The sequence below is a fragment of the Hoyosella sp. YIM 151337 genome (assembly GCF_026041215.1).
GTDB lineage: Bacteria > Actinomycetota > Actinomycetes > Mycobacteriales > Mycobacteriaceae > Hoyosella.
This window is the reverse complement of the sequence record NZ_JAPEIQ010000006.1, coordinates 416,365-434,578: the sequence shown is the minus strand read 5'-3', so window position 1 is coordinate 434,578 and position 18,214 is coordinate 416,365. Positions and strand designations below refer to the sequence as shown.

The 18,214-nt window shown below is 63.8% G+C and carries 17 protein-coding genes; 7 read left to right on the top strand and 10 right to left on the bottom strand.

Translation table 11 applies throughout. The features are described 5' to 3' along the window. Nucleotides 1-116: 116 nt before the first annotated feature. The 5 genes from ONR57_RS03485 to ONR57_RS03465 all read left to right on the top strand — a co-directional run bounded on the left by ONR57_RS03485 (nt 117) and on the right by ONR57_RS03465 (nt 5,894). Nucleotides 117-821 carry an enoyl-CoA hydratase-related protein gene (locus ONR57_RS03485; RefSeq protein ID WP_265121506.1) on the top strand — a complete coding sequence of 235 codons (705 nt, stop codon included), beginning with the start codon at nt 117-119 and terminating at the stop codon, nt 819-821. Between the two features lie 70 nt (nt 822-891). Beyond that, a complete protein-coding gene (locus tag ONR57_RS03480; protein WP_265121774.1) occupies nt 892-2,085 on the top strand; it encodes an amidohydrolase in 1,194 nt (397 codons plus the stop codon). 40 nt (nt 2,086-2,125) lie between these two features. Then, nucleotides 2,126-3,187 (top strand): extracellular solute-binding protein, encoded by a 1,062-nt coding sequence (locus ONR57_RS03475; RefSeq protein WP_265121505.1) that lies wholly within the window; start codon nt 2,126-2,128, stop codon nt 3,185-3,187. A 137-nt stretch (nt 3,188-3,324) separates the two neighbouring features. After that, nucleotides 3,325-4,806 (top strand): iron ABC transporter permease, encoded by a 1,482-nt coding sequence (locus tag ONR57_RS03470; RefSeq protein ID WP_265121504.1) that lies wholly within the window; start codon nt 3,325-3,327, stop codon nt 4,804-4,806. Next, nucleotides 4,803-5,894 carry an ABC transporter ATP-binding protein gene (locus ONR57_RS03465; RefSeq protein ID WP_265121503.1) on the top strand — a complete coding sequence of 364 codons (1,092 nt, stop codon included), beginning with the start codon at nt 4,803-4,805 and terminating at the stop codon, nt 5,892-5,894. Before ONR57_RS03470 ends, ONR57_RS03465 begins: the two co-directional genes overlap by 4 nt. A gap of 17 nt (nt 5,895-5,911) precedes the next feature. Here ONR57_RS03465 and ONR57_RS03460 read toward each other — a convergent pair whose 3' ends face one another. Next, nucleotides 5,912-6,382: a gamma-glutamylcyclotransferase gene (locus ONR57_RS03460; protein ID WP_265121502.1), complete on the bottom strand. Its 471-nt coding sequence runs from the start codon at nt 6,380-6,382 to the stop codon at nt 5,912-5,914. Between the two features lie 224 nt (nt 6,383-6,606). Between ONR57_RS03460 and ONR57_RS03455 the strand changes: the two genes are divergently transcribed. Beyond that, on the top strand, nt 6,607-8,010 hold the full coding sequence (locus ONR57_RS03455; RefSeq protein ID WP_265121500.1) for an NAD(P)H-quinone dehydrogenase: 1,404 nt from the start codon (nt 6,607-6,609) through the stop codon (nt 8,008-8,010). 65 nt (nt 8,011-8,075) lie between these two features. Here ONR57_RS03455 and ONR57_RS03450 read toward each other — a convergent pair whose 3' ends face one another. Together ONR57_RS03450 and glpK are read right to left on the bottom strand one after the other, a co-directional pair. Further along, the gene (locus ONR57_RS03450) at nt 8,076-8,990 is read right to left on the bottom strand and encodes a hypothetical protein (protein WP_265121499.1); all 915 of its coding nucleotides are present in this window, start codon (nt 8,988-8,990) and stop codon (nt 8,076-8,078) included. Nucleotides 8,991-9,150: 160 nt separating this feature from the next. After that, nucleotides 9,151-10,650, bottom strand: a complete 1,500-nt coding sequence (gene glpK / locus ONR57_RS03445) for a glycerol kinase GlpK (protein ID WP_374116392.1) — start codon at nt 10,648-10,650, stop codon at nt 9,151-9,153. 91 nt (nt 10,651-10,741) lie between these two features. On the opposite strand from glpK, the gene glpD reads away from it, so the two are divergent. Then, nucleotides 10,742-12,481, top strand: coding sequence for a glycerol-3-phosphate dehydrogenase (gene glpD / locus ONR57_RS03440; RefSeq protein WP_265121497.1), 1,740 nt, complete (start codon nt 10,742-10,744; stop codon nt 12,479-12,481). A gap of 17 nt (nt 12,482-12,498) precedes the next feature. On the opposite strand, the gene ONR57_RS03435 is transcribed toward glpD, so the two are convergent. The 7 genes from ONR57_RS03435 to ONR57_RS03405 all read right to left on the bottom strand — a co-directional run bounded on the left by ONR57_RS03435 (nt 12,499) and on the right by ONR57_RS03405 (nt 18,207). Continuing rightward, nucleotides 12,499-13,803: a lipase family protein gene (locus tag ONR57_RS03435; protein ID WP_265121496.1), complete on the bottom strand. Its 1,305-nt coding sequence runs from the start codon at nt 13,801-13,803 to the stop codon at nt 12,499-12,501. A gap of 43 nt (nt 13,804-13,846) precedes the next feature. Further along, nucleotides 13,847-14,470: a hypothetical protein gene (locus ONR57_RS03430; RefSeq protein WP_265121495.1), complete on the bottom strand. Its 624-nt coding sequence runs from the start codon at nt 14,468-14,470 to the stop codon at nt 13,847-13,849. A 91-nt stretch (nt 14,471-14,561) separates the two neighbouring features. Beyond that, nucleotides 14,562-14,951, bottom strand: coding sequence for a VanZ family protein (locus ONR57_RS03425; RefSeq protein ID WP_265121493.1), 390 nt, complete (start codon nt 14,949-14,951; stop codon nt 14,562-14,564). A gap of 17 nt (nt 14,952-14,968) precedes the next feature. After that, nucleotides 14,969-15,328: a hypothetical protein gene (locus tag ONR57_RS03420; RefSeq protein ID WP_265121492.1), complete on the bottom strand. Its 360-nt coding sequence runs from the start codon at nt 15,326-15,328 to the stop codon at nt 14,969-14,971. Beyond that, on the bottom strand, nt 15,329-15,739 hold the full coding sequence (locus tag ONR57_RS03415) for a DUF1707 domain-containing protein (RefSeq protein ID WP_265121491.1): 411 nt from the start codon (nt 15,737-15,739) through the stop codon (nt 15,329-15,331). It lies immediately after the preceding gene. 37 nt (nt 15,740-15,776) lie between these two features. Then, the gene (locus ONR57_RS03410; RefSeq protein WP_265121490.1) at nt 15,777-17,573 is read right to left on the bottom strand and encodes an acetyl/propionyl/methylcrotonyl-CoA carboxylase subunit alpha; all 1,797 of its coding nucleotides are present in this window, start codon (nt 17,571-17,573) and stop codon (nt 15,777-15,779) included. A 211-nt stretch (nt 17,574-17,784) separates the two neighbouring features. Then, nucleotides 17,785-18,207, bottom strand: a complete 423-nt coding sequence (locus tag ONR57_RS03405; protein WP_265121489.1) for a SufE family protein — start codon at nt 18,205-18,207, stop codon at nt 17,785-17,787. Between the last annotated feature and the right edge of the window lie 7 nt (nt 18,208-18,214).

Sequence of the window (18,214 nt, the reverse complement as noted above, 5' to 3'; positions counted from 1 at the left end):
TTGCTCACGCATTATCGGCATTTCCGAGACGGTCGCAACAGTCCGGACGTTTCAACGGGCGGCTAGGAGCGGGGGTGCGGACCGTGCGGGCCGCCGCGCGGGACTACCCTCCTTCTATGCCATATATCTCGCGCGAGGGCGATGTCTTTGTTCTGAATCTGGACAATGACGGCCAGCAGGACGGCGAAAACCGGTTCCATCCGGACTGGATCGACGCGGTGCACAACTGCCTCGACAAGGTAGAAGCTGCTGAAGGCCCAGCTGCGCTCGTGGTGGCTTGCCGCGGCAAATTCTTTAGCAACGGTCTGGATGTCGAATGGGTTTTCGGCAACCTGGACAAGCTGCCCGAATATCTCGACCGTGTACACAGTGTGTTCGCCCGGTTGCTGACATTCCCGATGCCGACGGTTTCAGCAATCGGTGGTCACGCATTCGGTGCCGGAGCGATGCTGGCTATATCGACGGATTTCCAGATCATGCGCGAAGATCGCGGGTTCTACTGCCTTCCTGAAGTCGACCTGAACATGCCGTTCACGGTAGGGATGAGCGCGCTGCTCAATTCCCGCTTGCCCAAGCAAACCGCGATCGAGGCGATGACTACCGGCCGGCGCTACGGCGGACCGGATGCGGTAGCGGCTGGTATTGCACAGGCCACATGCAGTGAAGCAGAACTTGTGCAGGAAGCGATCGCGCGGGTGCAGCCGCTCACAAGCAAGCGGGGGGCTAACCTCAGCGGCATCAAGCAGAGCATTCACGGCGAGCTCCTCGCCGCGCTGGCTACCCGAACCCGCGACACTGAATTCTCGTTCGGGCAACAATAAGTGCCTGATTGTGCGGGCAGGTGAGAGCGCACCGGAGGGTAACTGGGACGATAGAGGAGTGAGCGCGACAGTGCGGGAAATGATCGGCAAGTGGCTTGTGGAGCATCGGGATCACCTCGTCCGGTGGCGCCGCGAGCTGCACCGTCATCCTGAACTCGCGCGTGCGGAAGTGCGGACGACCGCCTTCGTTGAGGACCGCCTCAAGGACGCAGGCCTGCGTCCCGTGCGGTTTCCCGGCGGAACGGGTCTGTATTGCGACCTGGGGCCCGCGGACGCAGACGGTAAGCGACTGACACTGCGCGCGGACATGGACGCGTTGCCAATGCAAGAGTTCAACGATGCCGAGTACGCCTCGGAAGTGCCGGGTGTTGCGCACATGTGCGGCCACGATGCGCACACTGCAATCTTGCTCGGCACCGGTTTGGCGCTCGCGAGCCTTCCGTCCCTGCCGCGCGGCGTGCGGCTGCTGTTCCAGCCTGCAGAAGAAGTGATGCCCGGCGGGGCGCTGGACGTTATCGCCTCCGGAATCATGAGCGGCGTGTCACGCATCTTTGCGTTGCACTGTGATCCACGGCTGGAGGTGGGCAAGGTCGGTTTGCGCACGGGGGCCATCACGTCTGCGGCCGACTGGATTGAGATTGTCTTCTCCTCGTCGGGCGGTCACACCTCGCGCCCGCACCTGACGTCGGATCTCGTCTACGCGATGGGGGTGGCGATCACGTCGGTGCCGGCATTGCTGAGCAGGCGTGTTGATCCGCGCTCATCGACGGTGATGGCGTGGGGTGCTGCGCGCGCGGGTGACGCGGCCAACGCGATTCCGCGGACCGGGCTGATCCGCGGCACGCTGCGCACTGGTGACCACTCGACCTGGGCGCTGCTTGAGCCTCTGGTGCGTGAGATCGTCGCGTCGGTTATCACGCCGACGGGTGTGGACTACGAGATCAAATATCGGCGGGGCGTTCCGCCGGTCATCAACGATCCCGTGTCAACGTCGATTTTCCGGGCGGCGGTCACCGACGGCGATCCCGGTGCGATCGCGCAAACGGAGCAGTCTGGCGGGGGAGAGGATTTCTCCTGGTATCTCGAGCATGTCCCGGGCGCAATGGGCCGACTCGGTGTGTGGTCCGGCGAAGGGCCGCAACGGGATTTGCACCAGCCGACGTTCGACATTGATGAGCGGGCGCTGGAGGTGGGGGTTCGGGTCTTCACGAACCTGGTCCTCCAAGAAGATTTGGATACCCATGCCTTATATCGGTTAGGCTAGCCTCGTCGTAATTGTCGGTTTGCGTAGATGAGGAGCCAGCGTGTTCACACGCAAGCGTTTTACAACGGCCTTGGCTGCCGTTGCACTTGCTGTCCCCCTCGCGGCCTGTGGTGCGGATGAGCCCACCACAGCGGCGCCGGATGAGGAAACCAATGGCACTGCCGGCGACGTGTCGCTCGTCCTGTACTCGGGCCGGAACGAAGACTTGGTGGGTCCGCTGATCGAAGACCTTGAGGAAGTCACGGGTTATTCGATCGACGTCCGCTACGGCAACACCGCGGAACTCGCCGCGCAGATCCTCGAAGAGGGTGCCGCTTCACCTGCTGACGTCTACTTCTCACAGGACGCGGGTGCGCTTGGTGCGCTCTCTCAGGCTGGACTGTTGGCAGAACTTGACCAGGACACCCTGGACCTCGTGCCTGAGGCGTACCAGGCCGCCGATGGAACATGGGCGGCAACCTCCGGCCGCGTGCGCGTGATCGCGTTCGACAGCGAGGCCGTCGACGAAGCCGACGTGCCTGACACGGTAGATGCGCTGCTCGACCCAGAGTGGCGCGGCAAGGTCGGATTCGCGCCGACGAATGCGTCCTGGCAGGCATTCGTTACAGCGCTGCGTGTATCTCGTGGCGAAGACGGCGCACGCGAATGGCTTGAAGCATTCCGGGACAACGAGCCCGTCAGCTACGAGAACAACAATGCAATCCTCACCGCCGTCAACGAGGGTCAAGTCGAACTCGGCCTGATCAACCACTACTACTGGTACAAGCTCGCGAATGAGCAGGGCGAGGAGAACCTCAGGGCTAACCTCAAGTACCTCGCAGCCGGCGACGAAGGCGCGCTCGTGAACATCGCAGGTGTCGGCGTGCTCGCCAGCTCGCAGCACCCCGAAGCTGCACAGGCGCTCGTCGCTGCACTTCTCGCCGAGGATGCGCAGCAGTACTTCCTCGACGAGACCGGGGAGTACCCCGTTATCGAAGGTCTGAGCGTGACTGAGGAAGGCCGTCCGCAGCTCGATGAGTTGCAGGGCCCGGACATCGATCTGTCCGACCTAGCCTCGCTCGAGCAGACTCAAGAGCTTCTGGCTCAGGTCGGGCTGCTCTGATCTCGCTGGCTCGCTCGCCGCAGCGCGGCCGCCCAATAATTGGGCTGGCCGCGCTCGGTGTCGCCGCGCTTGCCGCGGCTCCACTGATTTACCTTTTCCTTCGCGCATTTGAGCGCGGCCCGGACGTGGTCTGGTCCGTGCTGACGCGAACCCGGACCGCTGAGCTCTTCTGGCGCAGCTTTTGGCTCGCCACCGTCGTGACCGTTGCGTGCATCATCATCGGCTCCGTGCTCGCGTGGATAACCGTACGGTCTGACCTCCCTGGGCGGCGCTGGCTCGGGATCGCATTCACGGTGCCGCTTGCGATTCCGTCGTACGTTCTCGGCTTCATCTGGATCGCGGAATTCCCACAGTTTTCCGGCTTCATCGGCGCCACGGTCGTGCTGACGATTGCCAGCTACCCCTACGTGTTCCTGCCGGTCGCCGCGGCACTTTCCGCGGCGGACCCGGCCGGTGAAGAAGTGGCGCAAACGCTCGGGCGGTCCAGGCTCGGGGCCGTGCTGTCTGTCACCGTGCGCCAAGTCTGGCCCGCCGCGACGGCGGGCGGTCTCCTTGTCGCCCTGTACACGCTCAGCGATTTCGGTGCGGTCGCGCTCATGCGCTACGAAGCATTCACCGTCGCGATATACAACAGCTACCGCGGATCGTTCGATCGAACACCAGCGGCCGTTCTGGGGCTGATCCTCGCGCTCGCCGCGATTCTCCTGACGATCGCGGAGCGGCGCGCGCGACGTGGCTTCGCCGCGCGCATCGGGTCGGGAGCGCCCCGGCGGGCTGAGCCGTTCGAGCTCGGTCGAATGCGCCCCGTTGTCTACGGCCTCGCAGTTTCAGTGATCACGATCGGCATACTCCTTCCGTTCGCCGCTCTGGGCCGCTGGATTTACCGGGCACAGCAGGTGAATCCGAGTTGGGACCTGGTTTTTTCCGCGGCGTGGTCAACAACTCGAATCGCCGCGATCGCGGCGCTCGTCACGACTCTCGCGGCGCTCCCGGTGGGGATTTATGCTGCGCGTTCACGCGCGGTCACCGCGCGTGCGGCGGAATCGGTGGCCTATATTGGCTTCGCTCTGCCCGGCGTGACGGTGGGTTTGGCGGTGGTATTTCTGGGCATCCGGGTGCTGCCTCAGTGGTACCAGCAGGTACCCATGCTGGTGCTCGCCTATATCGTGCTGTTCTTGCCGCTGGCTGTCGGAGCCATTCGTTCTGCGGTCGCGGCGGTACCTGAGGCGTTAGAGGACGTGTCGGCGACGCTCGGAGAGCGGCGCTGGCGCACCACTGTTCGTGTGGTGCTGCCGCTCGCGCTGCCCGGTGCGGCGGCGGGTGGCGCGCTCGTGTTTCTCGCCGTGGCGAAGGAACTCCCCGCCACCCTGATGTTGCGCCCCACGTCAGTCGATACTCTCGCAACGCGGCTTTGGGGCTACACGGACGCCCTCGCGTACGGCGCTGCAGCCCCCTACGCTGCAGCCCTGATCCTTGTCGCGGCGCTTCCAGCGCTGCTGCTTGGAAACGTGATGGGCTGGAAAACCGCCACTCCGCTACTCGAAACGGAGACTGAGGGGCAAGCTAGTGGTTATCCCGCGCCGCGCGGGACAGCGGTAACAGAGGACGTGCAGAAGTGAACGACAAGCCCAGTGGATTGCAGGTGAGTGGCGTCTCCGCGTCGTACGGAAAGAACGCTGTCCTCCACGACGTGTCGTTCGACGTCCACGAAGGCGAATTGCTCGCGGTGCTCGGTCCGTCCGGTTGCGGGAAAACGACGCTCTTGCGGGTGATCGCTGGGCTGCATCGGGCGGATAAGGGAAAAGTATGCCTCGGCGAGCGGGTGGTCGCTGAGGGCAACGGCAGGCACGTCCCGCCGGAACGGCGCCATGTGGGTCTCGTGCCACAGGAAGGCGCCCTATTTCCACATCTCTCGGTATCGGGGAACATTTCGTACGGACTCCGGAACGGTCGCGCCGGTTCGGCTGGCAGCCGGCACCCCTTCGATCTCAAAAGACGCTCCGCGCGCCGCGCCCAAGTCGAGGCTCTACTGCAACTCGTCGGTCTGCCAGGAAAAGGCCGCGCGCGTCCCGCGCAGCTCTCAGGCGGACAGCAGCAGCGAGTAGCGCTCGCACGTGCTCTCGCGCCGTCGCCCGCACTTGTGCTTCTCGATGAGCCGTTCAGTGCGCTCGACGCGGGCCTGCGCGCATCGCTCCGGACGGACGTCCGGTCCCTGCTGTATGAGCGCAAGATGACGTCGATCCTCGTGACACATGACCAGGACGAAGCGCTGGGTATGGCCGATCGGATCGCGGTGCTGCTCGACGGTCAGATCGCGCAAATCGGGACACCGGAAGAGGTTTACCACTCGCCGGTTTCGCTGGCGGTGGGCCGGTTCGTCGGCGACTCGGTAGTCCTCGACGCTGAGTCAGCCAACGCACCGAGCGGATGGATGCGCACTGTGATCGGCCTTGTCCCGGTGATCGGGAACCCGTCGGGCCGCGGGACCGTGCTTGTCCGGCCAGAGCAGGTGACGTGCACTCGAGCCACAGAACCGACCGGTCTGAGCGTGACCAATGTGCGCTTCACCGGACCGTCGACAGTTGTGACGGTGGCGAACGAGGACCGCTCGACCTGCATTCGCGCACATTGTGCGGGAGACCGCCCGTTCACGCACGGTGAGGAAGTGAGCATTGGCGTGACAGCGCCAGTGCCATTCTTCCGCTGACCTGTCTCGCTGCCCCGTCAGGCGAATGGCGACCCCGGACCGACATTCCGGGCCTCCCGCGTCCTGATCCCACGCACATACTCAGCGGGCGCCCCGGCCTTCTCCGCCGCGTCCGCCATGACGCCCAGGTAGCGTGCGGACGGCAAACCGCCCTCGTATGCGTCGAGGACATAGAGCCACGCGAGCGCGGGCTGCCCCCCGTTGACATCGACGCGCACCCTGATCTTGCGATGGATGCCCATCTCGGCACCCTCCCAGCGATCCATACTGATTTCGTCTTCGGGTGTGACGTCATAGAGCACCACGAACACCCGAGAAGCGGGATCCTCCACGACCGTTGCGAGGGCTCCCTCCCAGCCAATATCGTCCCCGCCGAAGGTCAATCGCCAGCCGTACAGCCATCCGGTACCCGCCATCGGCGAGTGGGGCGCACGAGACAACATCTGTTCGGGGTCCATGTTCGACCCGTAAGCGGCATACAAGGGCACGGCGGCAAGCCTAGATCGTCTTGGTCAGATTTTCAGCTGTCAGGTCCTATCATCCACCATTTTCGTGGGGGATTCGACATTCTCGAGTCAGGTGCCACCACTCTGCACGCCCGGAACGGCGACGCTATAGCGTTAGGTGCGGACGAGGAATAATTCTGAAACGCGTGGGCAACCCTCACGCCTTTGGACTGGGTGACATCCAATCCGCGGAAACGGAGGACAGTATGACCCGGATCGTGATCATCGGCGGCGGGCCCGCGGGCTATGAGGCCGCGCTTGTCGCAGCCCAGCACGGAGCGGATGTCACCGTTATCGACGCCGACGGCATCGGCGGCGCGTGCGTGCTTTACGACTGTGTACCGTCGAAAACGTACATCGCATCAACGGGGATCAGAACAGACATGCGGCGTGCCGCCGCGCTCGGCGTCGATCTAGATCCGGCGAAAGCAGCCATTTCCGTGCCCCGTGTCCATGCCCGGGTGAAAAGCCTCGCGCAGGCCCAGTCGTCGGATATTCGTGCGCGGTTGCAGCGTGAAGGCGTGCGATTGCTCAGCGGCACCGGCGAGATCTTTGAAACCGGCCGCGGTACAGCCGCGCACCGGGTCAAAGCCAGACTGTCCTCCGGTGAGGAGCTGATTCTCGACGCTGATTTCGTGCTGATCGCCACGGGCGCTTCACCGCGAGTGCTGCCGACCGCGCGGCCCGATGGTGAACGCATCCTCACGTGGCGGCACGTGTATGACCTCGACGAGTTGCCCGAACATCTCATCGTCGTAGGCTCGGGCGTCACCGGTGTCGAGTTCGTCAACGCCTACACGGAGATGGGCGTCCATGTCACGCTGGTGACCAGCCGAGATCGCGTCCTGCCCAGCGAGGACGCCGACGCGGCCATGGTGCTCGAAGAGTCACTCGCTGAACGCGGCGTGAGCTTTATCAAACATGCCCGCGCCGACGAGGTGAAGCGCACTGATGACGGTGTTCTGGTGCACATTTCCGATGGCAGGACTATCTCCGGCAGCCATGCCCTCATGACGGTCGGTTCCATTCCCAACACCGAGAAGCTGGGCCTCGACAGCGTTGGCATTGAAGTAGATCCGGGCGGTTACATTCGAGTGGATCGCGTCTCGCGCACCAGCATTCCCGGAATCTACGCGGCCGGTGACTGCACAGGCTTGCTGCCACTCGCGTCCGTCGCTGCAATGCAGGGCCGGATTGCCATGTATCACGCGCTCGGTGAGGGCGTGAATCCGATCAAGCTCAAAACGGTCGCGTCGGCGATCTTCACCCGTCCGGAGATCGCGACGGTTGGAGTTGCACAGACCGCGATCGACGAGGGTCACGTGCCGGCCCGCACGGTCATGCTGCCGCTGAACACGAATCCCCGAGCGAAGATGATGGGCTTGCGCCGCGGTTTCGTGAAGATCTTCTGCCGACCGCAGACTGGTGTGGTAATCGGTGGCGTCGTGGTCGCGCCGGTGGCGTCGGAACTGATCTTGCCTATCGCAATAGCGGTCCAAAACCACCTGACCGTAACGGATCTGGCCTCGACGTTCTCCGTTTACCCCTCGCTTTCGGGCTCAATTAACGAAGCGGCGCGGCAGTTGATGCGCCACGACGACCTGGACTGAGTTTGCCCGTCCGTTGGGAATTTGCCCGCGCCATGGACGGGGCAGATTCCCGCGGAGCGGGCGTGCTACCGGGCGGCCCGCTGCAGCGCGTTGAGGATGCGGGCGATAAGGCGTTCCGGATGCTCGAGGTCGGCCCACGTCCAGCGAATGACTATCCAGCCTGCTTCTCGTATGGCGTCCTCTCGAATCTCCTCTGGGAACACCACATCGCCCGGATCATCACCCGGCCGGAGAAGCGCCCCGTACTTCACCTTCCCGTCGAACTCTCCGACGACACCTTCGTCGAACAGGAAATCGACTCGACCTATGACCGTTCCGAAGCTGTCACGGAGAAGCGCCTGCAAACGCGGTGGTCCGATGCCTTCCCGGTGGAATAACACCCGGCTGCGGGATTCGCCAACGCTTTCGCTGCGGCCATCCATGAAATCGACCGCCAGCCGGGCTTGGTCCATACCAGCCGCGTTCCGGAGGAGGTCGATCTGCTCCCGCAGGTCGTCTGCCGATACTAGGCCGCGGTGCAGTGCAGCGTCACCGACGACGACAGCTTGTTCGAATGGCGACGACCGCGCAATATCGACGATGGTGCGAGCCGCTGAGGTTAGGGCGATCCCATTTCGCATTACGATGTGACGCGGTTCAAGCCGGGTGGTGTGTACGTGGCGCAGCTTCTCCACGCGGCCACTGCCAGGACCGTTGCGAGTGAAATGCACCCGCTCGAGGGGTATCTGCCAGACGGGAAGCTCATGCATGATTGCGGCGGAAACATGGCTTAAAACCGGCTGCTCATCGCCGCGCTGCCCATGGATCGAAGCAAGCGTCAGCAAGTAATGGCGTGCCTTCGGAGTAAGCCGTTTCCAGTCCTGGCAATTCACGTAGGCGTTGGGGCGAAGCCGTACGAATTCTTTGCGGTAGGAATTGCGCTTTCGCTGTGCGGAACTCAGCCCCGTGATGAGGCTGTGAAGGTGGCGGTGGTCTGTCACGCGTCGAGTTTCGCCCGAATTGTGCAAACGCGCCCTGCGTCATCCACAGATTTGGACCCCTGGAGGAGTTATCCAGATTCCGGACATACCCACTTGCCCGCCCGCTGGGAATTCGCCCGCGCCATGGACGGGGCAGATTCCCGCGGAGCGGGCGAAGCTGTCACACCCAGCCGTACGTCCGCTCAACGGCCTTGTTCCAGTCGGTGTACAGGCGATGTCGCTCCGCACTATCCATCCTGGGTTTCCACACTTTGTCCTCAGCCCAGTTGGCGCGGACATCGTCCACATCACCCCAGAACCCAACCGCGAGCCCCGCCGCATAAGCGGCGCCCAACGCGGTGGTTTCAGAAACAACCGGACGGATCACTGGCACATCCAGGATGTCGGCCTGAAACTGCATCAGGAGTTCGTTCGACACCATGCCGCCGTCAACTTTGAGAGTGGTGAGCTCCACGCCCGAGTCTGCGCGGGCGGCCTCGATCACCTCGCGCGTCTGATAGGCCGTCGCTTCTAGCGCGGCGCGCGCGATGTGACCTTTGTTGTTGAACCGGGTAAGTCCGGCAATCACACCCCGTGCGTCAGGGCGCCAGCGCGGCGCGAACAGGCCAGAAAAAGCCGGCACAAAATACACGCCGCCGTTGTCCTCGACGGAACCCGCGAGCGTCTCGACTTCAGGGGCCGACGAGATAAGCCCGAGGTTGTCGCGCAGCCACTGGACCAGCGAACCGGTAACGGCGATCGATCCTTCGAGTGCGTACACCGCATCTTCGGATCCGAGCTGGTAACACACGGTCGTGAGGAGACCGTTGGTGCTCTGCACGGGGGACGTACCAGTGTTCAGCAGCAGGAAGTTGCCCGTACCGTAGGTGTTTTTGGCTTCACCTGGGGAGAGGCACGCTTGCCCAAAGGTCGCCGCCTGCTGGTCGCCAAGTATGCCGGCTATCGGGACGCCGTCGAGGCCGCGCCCCGGCCGCACCACTCCGTAAACCTCGGAGGAACTTCGGATGTCCGGCAGCATGGCGGCTGGCACGCCGAGGTCAGCGCAGATCTCCGGATCCCACTGCAGCGTTGTGAGATCCATCAACAGTGTGCGTGACGCATTCGTCACGTCGGTGACGTGGATGCCACCGTTTGGGCCACCGGTGGCATTCCACAGCACCCACGTGTCCATCGTGCCGAAGCACAGCTCGCCGCGCTCGGCTCGTTCGCGCGCGCCCTCGACGTGGTCGAGAATCCAGCGGATCTTTGGGCCTGCAAAGTAAGTCGAAACCGGCAAGCCAGTGCGTCCGCGGTAAATGTCGGGGTCGGCGGACCCGGAGATGTCGCGGCAGAGGCTTTCCGTTCGGGTGTCCTGCCACACGATCGCGTTATAGATCGGCTTGCCGGTGGCGCGATCCCACACCACCGTGGTCTCCCGCTGATTCGTGATCCCCACGGCGGCAATGGAATCCTTCGGGATATCGGCTTTCCCGAGCGCAGCGCCCACTACTTCACGCACATTCGACCAAATCTCGGTCGGGTCGTGCTCCACCCAGCCAGGCCGCGGGAAGATTTGCTGATGTTCCTTCTGGGCGACGGTAACGATTCGCCCGGAATGGTCGAAAACGATGCATCGGCTTGAGGTTGTGCCCTGGTCGATGGCAGCAACGTAGCGTGTCACGGTCACGTGTCGCTCCAGTGTGTTCGTCCTGTGCTTCCCGGCCAAAGCTACTAGCCTGGAAATCGCTCCGGCGCCATTTAGGGGGTTCTCGTTGCGTCATCAGTCCGATACACACGTCCTCGGCCCATCTCAGCGCGAACAAACGTGGCGCGATCTGACGACCCAGCAGTTCGATGTCCTCGTAATCGGCGGTGGGATCGTCGGGTGCGGAGCAGCGCTCGACGCCGCTACGCGGGGCTTGAAAGTGGGTCTGGTCGAAGCCCGGGACCTCGCGTCGGGAACGTCGAGCAGGTCGTCGAAAATGTTCCACGGAGGGCTGCGTTACCTCGAACAGCTCGAGTTCGGCCTAGTGCGAGAAGCATTGCGGGAGCGCGAGCTTGCGCTGAGTCGGCTCGCCCCGCATCTTGTGAAGCCGCTTGAGTTTCTGTTCCCGCTCACCAAGCGGTATTGGGAACGTCCCTACGTGAGTGCAGGCATTTTCCTCTACGACAGGATGGGGGGCGCGAAATCGGTGCCTGCCCAAAAGCAGCTGACCCGGGCAGGCGCGCTCCGCATGGCCCCCGGGCTGCGCCGGAAGTCTCTCATTGGCGGTATTCGTTACTTCGACACCGTCGTTGACGATGCGCGCCACACGATGACCGTGGCGCGCACTGCGGCGCACTACGGAGCGGTGGTCCGCACGTCCACGCAGGTTGTCGACTTCCGTAAGGAAGCCGACCGCGTCGCAGGCGTGACGATCCGTGATTGCGAGACCGGGGAGACCGGAGACGTCGACGCACATGTGGTGATCAACTGCACTGGTGTGTGGACGGACGAAATACAGGCGCTTTCTGGGCAGCGCGGACGTTTCCGCGTGCGTGCCTCGAAAGGCGTCCATATCGTGGTGCCACGGGACCGCATCATCAGTGAGGCAGCGATCATCTTGCGGACCGAGAAGTCCGTCCTCTTCGTCATCCCGTGGGGCAGACACTGGATTATCGGTACCACCGACTCCGATTGGAACCTCGATCTCGCTCACCCGGCCGCCACTCGCGCCGACATCGAGTACATTCTCGGCCAGGTAAACAAAGTTCTTGTGACGCCGCTGACGCCCGACGATATTTCAGGTGTCTACGCCGGTTTGCGGCCCTTGCTGGCTGGGGAGAGCGACACCACGTCGAAGCTTTCCCGGGAACACGCGGTCGCCGAGGTGGCACCCGGGCTGATCGCCATCGCTGGTGGCAAATACACGACCTACCGCGTGATGGCCGCGGATGCGCTCGATGCCGCATCCGAGTTCATCCCCACGCGAGTTGCGCCGTCGATCACCGAGCGAGTTCCGTTGATCGGTGCCGACGGGTATCACGCCCTCGTTAACCAGGCTGACCACCTTGGTGCCGAATATGGCATCCATCCCTACCGGATCCGGCACTTACTGGACCGGTATGGGTCACTGGTCTACGAAGTCCTTTCGTATGCCGAGAACGCGCCACATCTGTTGAATCCGCTTGATGGTGCGCCTGACTACCTGAACGTAGAAATGGTGTACGCGGCGGCTGCTGAGGCCGCATTACACCTTGAGGACATTCTCGTGCGCCGTACCAGGATCTCTATCGAGTATCCGCATCGTGGGGCGGACTGCGCGCGCACTGTCGCGGAACTGGTGGCGCCCGTCCTGGGCTGGGGTGAGGCGGAAATCGACCGTGAAGTCGAGTTGTTCCTGGCTCGTGTCCGGGCTGAACGCGAGTCCCAAGCTCAGCCTGACGACGCCTCAGCGGACGCGTTGCGAGCTGCCGCGCCGGAAGCGCGGCCCTTCATCAAGGAGCCAGTCAGCGCCCGGTTGGTGCGCTGATTACTGCGACGGCTGGGTCAGCACGATGACGGTGCCGCGCTGCCCGCGAAGCGGTCGTTGATGAATTCGATCGATTCGCCAACTCCAGCGAGATAGGGGACGGCATGGTTGACGGCCAGCCCCGGCAGGACCGGCGGCAGTTCGTTCGGTGACAGCCGCACGGTGCCGCCGAGCTCGCACCATTCAGCGACGAGAGTGCGCACCTGCTGCGCTGGCACGATGTCGTCAGCGGTCCCGGCCTGCACGAGCACCGGAACGCTGGGCCGTGCGTTTCCCAGCCGCTGGTCAGCGAGAATCTCCAGCACAACGTCGTGGCGATTCAGGACGACGGAAAGCGGCTCGCGTGAGCGTGTGTAATCACGCGTCTGCTGAAAACCGAACCGCAGGGCGGTTTCGGCGACGCACTGGGTAGCGACATCCCTGAGCACGGACCGGCCCAGGTCGTTCACTTCATCCTCGATGATCGGCGTGATCTCAGGGTATGCGTGCGCGAACCCGTTGATCGCATAACCGATCACTCCGGTCAGTACCGTGCCGTCGACCACTTCGAGCACCTCAGCAAGATCCGCCGGGGGCGCACCCGCGTAAGCACCTTTGATGTCGAGTTCGGGGGCGTAGGACTGGTGAAGCTCGGCGGCCGCCGCGGACGCTCCACCCCCTTGTGAGTAGCCCCACAACGCCACAGGGGCGCCCGAGCTGATCTTCGTGTTCGGGAGATTCATCGCGGCGCGCGCTGCGTCGAGCACGGCGTGTCCCTGCGCCTTTCTGTTGACGTAGGTGTGATGGCCAGGTGTGCCGAGCCCTTCGTAGTCGGTCATGACGACGGCGATGCCCTGTGCCAGCATCGCGGTCATGAATGGCAGCTCATACTCACCGCGCAGGTCGAGAGGGTAGTCGAAGTAGATCAATTGGCTCAGGAGTTTCGACGGTGCGCATTGATCACCTTGCCCCTGGGTGCCAGGTGCCATGCTCACGAGCGGCCTCGGCCCGGGCCCAATCCATGGCGCAGCCGGGTCGAGATACGTGCCCGTCACCGCTATCGGGTTACCGTGGGTATCGCTCGACTGGTACATGATCCGAGTTGCTGCCGCTGGTACCGGACCGTCGGGCGAAGGGACTTCGATGAGCAGCGGTGACGGCTCAGCACGGATGATCCCGCCGGGAGAGTCGGTGGCGATGTCGGCGGGCGGAACGTAGAAGCCCGCCGGTGGAGTTTGCGCCAGGGCCTGAGAGCCACCGAACGCGACCGCAACTGCGGTCAGCGCAGCGGTCGCTGCAGTCCGTCCGGGGCGCCCACGCCGAGCCCTGTTCCTGAATGCCACATGTGAATCTTAAGTGATTGGCGTCACGATTCTGTGCAGGGGCTTAGATTCTGCTGAGTGCCGTCCGCAAATAGGCCGGGTAGCTCAGCGGATTCAGCGGGTTGCGCGCCACGTGGATTCGTGTCGCGGGCGTTTTGTGCAGCCTGGATAGGGAGTCATCCCGCGTCCGGGGGATGCGGGGGAACAGGCCGCCCGCTCGCTGGTCCCGTCCGATTTCACCGAGGCATTCGCGGGCGAGACTAAGTCGCCGGCGTATGCGCCGGTCGCGGACCGCCCGGGCGAGCACCCGTAGCTCCTCCTGGACGGCCTGCAGGCGTTCGAGGTCGAGTTCGGTGAGAACCGGACGTTCCGGCTCTGGCTGCTGCTTTGGCCCAAGCGTGCTAGACGCGTGGGCGATAACCTTGCGCGCCGGGATTAGCGCTCCCTTCGCGGTTTTGCCGAGGTGCGCCGGCACGGCGGCGAGTGACCGGATCGGGTCGGCAGTGGGGAGGGGTGCCGTGCTGACTGGAAGCACGTCGGTGGGCGCAACTGGCTGGGTTCCACCGAAGCGGGCCCAGTTGCTCCCGAAGACCGACGGTATCGCGGCCACTGCCGCTCTCATCCTGGCACGCCGCCCGCGCATCGCACGTCTCGGCGGCGCGTGCTCATCCTTCTGCGCGGGTCTCACGACCGAAAGCCTACCGGTTTGCCGGGGTTGCCCGCGCGGCGGAATCCTGTTGTGCGCGACTCACTTAGCCGACAGCCGTAACACCCCCGTGCTACCGCTGGTCCCTCACGGCTGGGAGCGGCGAACGGCTGTCCGGCTGCCTCCTGCCTAGCGCGTGCGCCAGCAGTAAGCCCGCCGCAGCACCCAGTAGATCAGCAGCAACATCCGCGGGGTCGGGCCGCCGCTCGTAAGGAAGCAAGCCCTGTATCACCTCCGAAGCAACCGCGAAAACCGCCAGCCAGCCTAGCGTCCATCGCACGGGTATGCGCGCCAGCCGTGATGTCAGTGCGAGCGCAGCGAACAGTGCAAAGTGCACCGCCTTATCGAGGTGGGGGATGTCAGGTGATACGTCGGCTGGTGGCCCGAAGAGGGTGACACACGTGACAACAAATGTGACAGCTAACGGGATGGTGCGTGCGACGCGCTCCACATTCGCGGGCATGTAGTGACGCCTCGCGGCTACGGTGCTGTGTCGGTCACGTGCATGCCCAGGGCACCTTCAGCAAACCGCCGCACCGCTGCGCGCGCCGTCTCCACCGCTTGTGCGTGGCCAGGATTGTGCCACGCGGTAAGCGCCACACGCTCGTCAGGCTCTCCCAGCGGCACTAGCGCAACCTCACCCAGCATTTCCCCGCTGGTGGGCTCACACACTGCCCAGCTGAAGCGGCTTTCGTCAGTCCACGCGCGGCTAGCCGACGCGACATACCTGGCCGGGTCCGCGACACCGTGCTCGGCGAGAGCGGGACCGTCATCGACCCGCTCGTCACATCGGAGCGCGCGCAGGTACCACTCACCAGCGTTGATCTCGATGGGTTCCACTCAGCACTTACCTGATTCGCCGTTGTCAGAGCCACCGAAGCCGAAGAGCAGGATCGCGGAGATGGGAACCAACAGGAAGAACAGCCAGTTGTTCGGAAAGTCCGTGACCATGAAGAGAATCAGCGCCACGAATGGCATGAGTGCCATGACTGGCCCGCGCGGAAACTCACGCCGCTGCTGCGGTGCACTGACCGGCTGAGGTGACGCCGGAGCGCTTGCGCGGGCTGGCAGCGGTGGCAGATCAGCGAACAGCGCGTCGAGGTCCCGGCGAGTGTTCGCCGCGATCGCTCGCGCTGAACGCTCGTCGAACTCGGTCAGCGAGAGCCTGCCAGCGTTCAAGTGTTCGTTGAGCGCAGCGATCGCCCGTTCGCGATCGTCGTGCCCCACGCGGATCTCTGGTGTGTCCCCCATACGGTTATCCTACTGTCAGGGGCCGCTCACGACCGTGTCACTTCAGTTCGAAGAGAACGGTGCCTTGCGTGATCGCTGCCCCGGCGCTGATGGTGAGACCTGTCACAACACCAGACTTGTGTGCCGTTACCGGGTTCTCCATCTTCATCGCTTCGAGGACTACGACAAGCTCGCCCTCCTGAACCTCTTGGCCCTCTTCAACGGCGACCTTCACGACCGTGCCCTGCATCGGGGCTACTACGGCATCACCGGACACGGCGGCCCCACCGGCAGCACCCCGAGTGCGCGGCTTCGGCTTCTTGCGTACGCCACCCACGCTGGCGCCCGCAACACCATTGCTGGCGACCGAGAAATCGCCAGGCAGCGAGACTTCGAGACGTTTGCCGCCGACTTCGACCACCACCGTTTGCCTGGGCAGCAGCTCCTCTTCTGGAGCGGGAGCACCCCCGTAGGGCTCAACCGGGTTGTCCCACTCGGTTTCGATCCAGCGGGTGTGAACGCTGAAGCCCGTGCTGTCGCCAACGAACGCGGGGTCCTCGACGACGGCACGGTGGAACGGAATTACCGTCGCCATGCCCTCGACAACGAACTCGGCGAGCGCGCGGCGGGACCGCTCAAGCGCCTCCTGGCGAGTCTGGCCGGTGACGATGAGTTTCGCGAGCATCGAATCGAACTGTCCGCCGATCACACTGCCTGTTTCGACTCCCGAATCGACGCGGACGCCCGGGCCTGACGGCAGGTCGTAGCGTGTGATCGAGCCCGGCGCGGGAAGAAAGTTACGTCCCGCGTCCTCACCGTTGATGCGGAATTCAAACGAGTGGCCGCGCGGCTTCGGGTCTTCCTTAAGGTCGAGGACCTGTCCCTCCGCGATGCGGAACTGCTCGCGCACCAAATCGATTCCGGACGTCTCCTCGGTAACCGGGTGCTCGACCTGCAGGCGTGTGTTGACTTCGAGGAACGAAATCAGGCCGTCCTGGCCCACGAGATACTCAACCGTGCCTGCCCCGTGGTAGTTCGCTTCACGGCAGATTGCCTTGGCGGAGGTGTGGATCTCGTCGCGCTGTGCGTCGGACAGGAATGGGGCTGGGGCTTCCTCGACAAGTTTCTGGAATCGGCGCTGCAGTGAGCAGTCGCGCGTACCAACGACGACGACATTGCCATGCGTGTCGGCAAGAACCTGGGCCTCCACGTGCCGTGGCTTGTCGAGGTAACGTTCGACGAAGCACTCGCCGCGGCCAAAGGCTGCTACCGCTTCGCGCGTGGCGGACTCGAACAATTCGGGAATCTCTTCCAGTGTGCGCGCCACCTTCATGCCGCGTCCGCCACCGCCGAACGCCGCCTTGATGGCGATCGGGAGCCCGTGTTCTTTCGCGAAGTCAACAACCTCGCTCGCGTCTTTCGCTGGATCCTTCGTGCCGGGGACGAGTGGGGCCCCCGCGCGCAGCGCGATGTGGCGAGCGGTGACTTTGTCGCCGAGGTCACGGATGGACTGGGGATCCGGCCCGATCCAGATCAAGCCCGCGTCTAGGACCGCTTGCGCGAAGTCAGCGTTCTCGGAAAGAAAGCCGTAGCCGGGGTGGATCGCGTTCGCGCCGGAGCGCTGTGCCGCGTCGAGAATCTTGTCGAATACGAGGTATGACTCGGCGGACGTCTGCCCGCCGAGCGCGTATGCCTCATCTGCGAGGCGCACGAACGGCGCGTTCGCGTCAGGCTCGGCGTACACTGCCACACTGGCGATTCCCGCGTCCCGCGCGCCGCGTATCACTCGGACAGCGATCTCGCCACGGTTCGCGACGAGAACCTTTGTGATGCGTGCAGTCGTCTCGCTGGGCACGGAGCCTCCTGTTTTCGCCTAAGTCGCTCGCCACCTGCTCGTGGACAGCGCGAACGATGAGCTTCCACATTGTGTCGAAGTGAGTCTATGCAGAGACCGTGCGGAAACGTAAGCCGAGGGTCGGTATCTGTTCTCCTGCGACTCATCCACTGTCACAGATTACTAATCGGTAGCACGCGAACGACGCGTCCGAATCGCGGTCACACGCTGGTCAGATTTCGGCACGGAGTTTCCGTTTCACGCGCGCCAGCATGGCGGACATGCCGCGCAAACGCAGCGGGCTGACTACTGAATCCAGCCCGAGGTCAGCGTAGAAATCGTCCGGCACATCGAGTATCGCGCTCGCGCTCGCGCCGTCGAGTCCCTGTTGGAGGATCGACGCGAAACCGCGCGTCGTGGGGGCTTCCGCAGGTGCGCTGAAGTGCAGTCGCACGCGCTGCGGATCGGCCACATCGACTGCGAGGAACAGTGGCGACTGGCATTCAGGAACAGGTTCCATGGCAGCCTCCTCCAGTTCTGCTGGAAGAGGCTGCAACTCACGGCTGAATTCGAGCAGCAGCTGAAGCTTGTCTTCGCCCGCTACCGATTTGAAGTCCTCGACGATATCGCCGAGTGCTCCGGGCAGTGTGCCCATCAGAAGC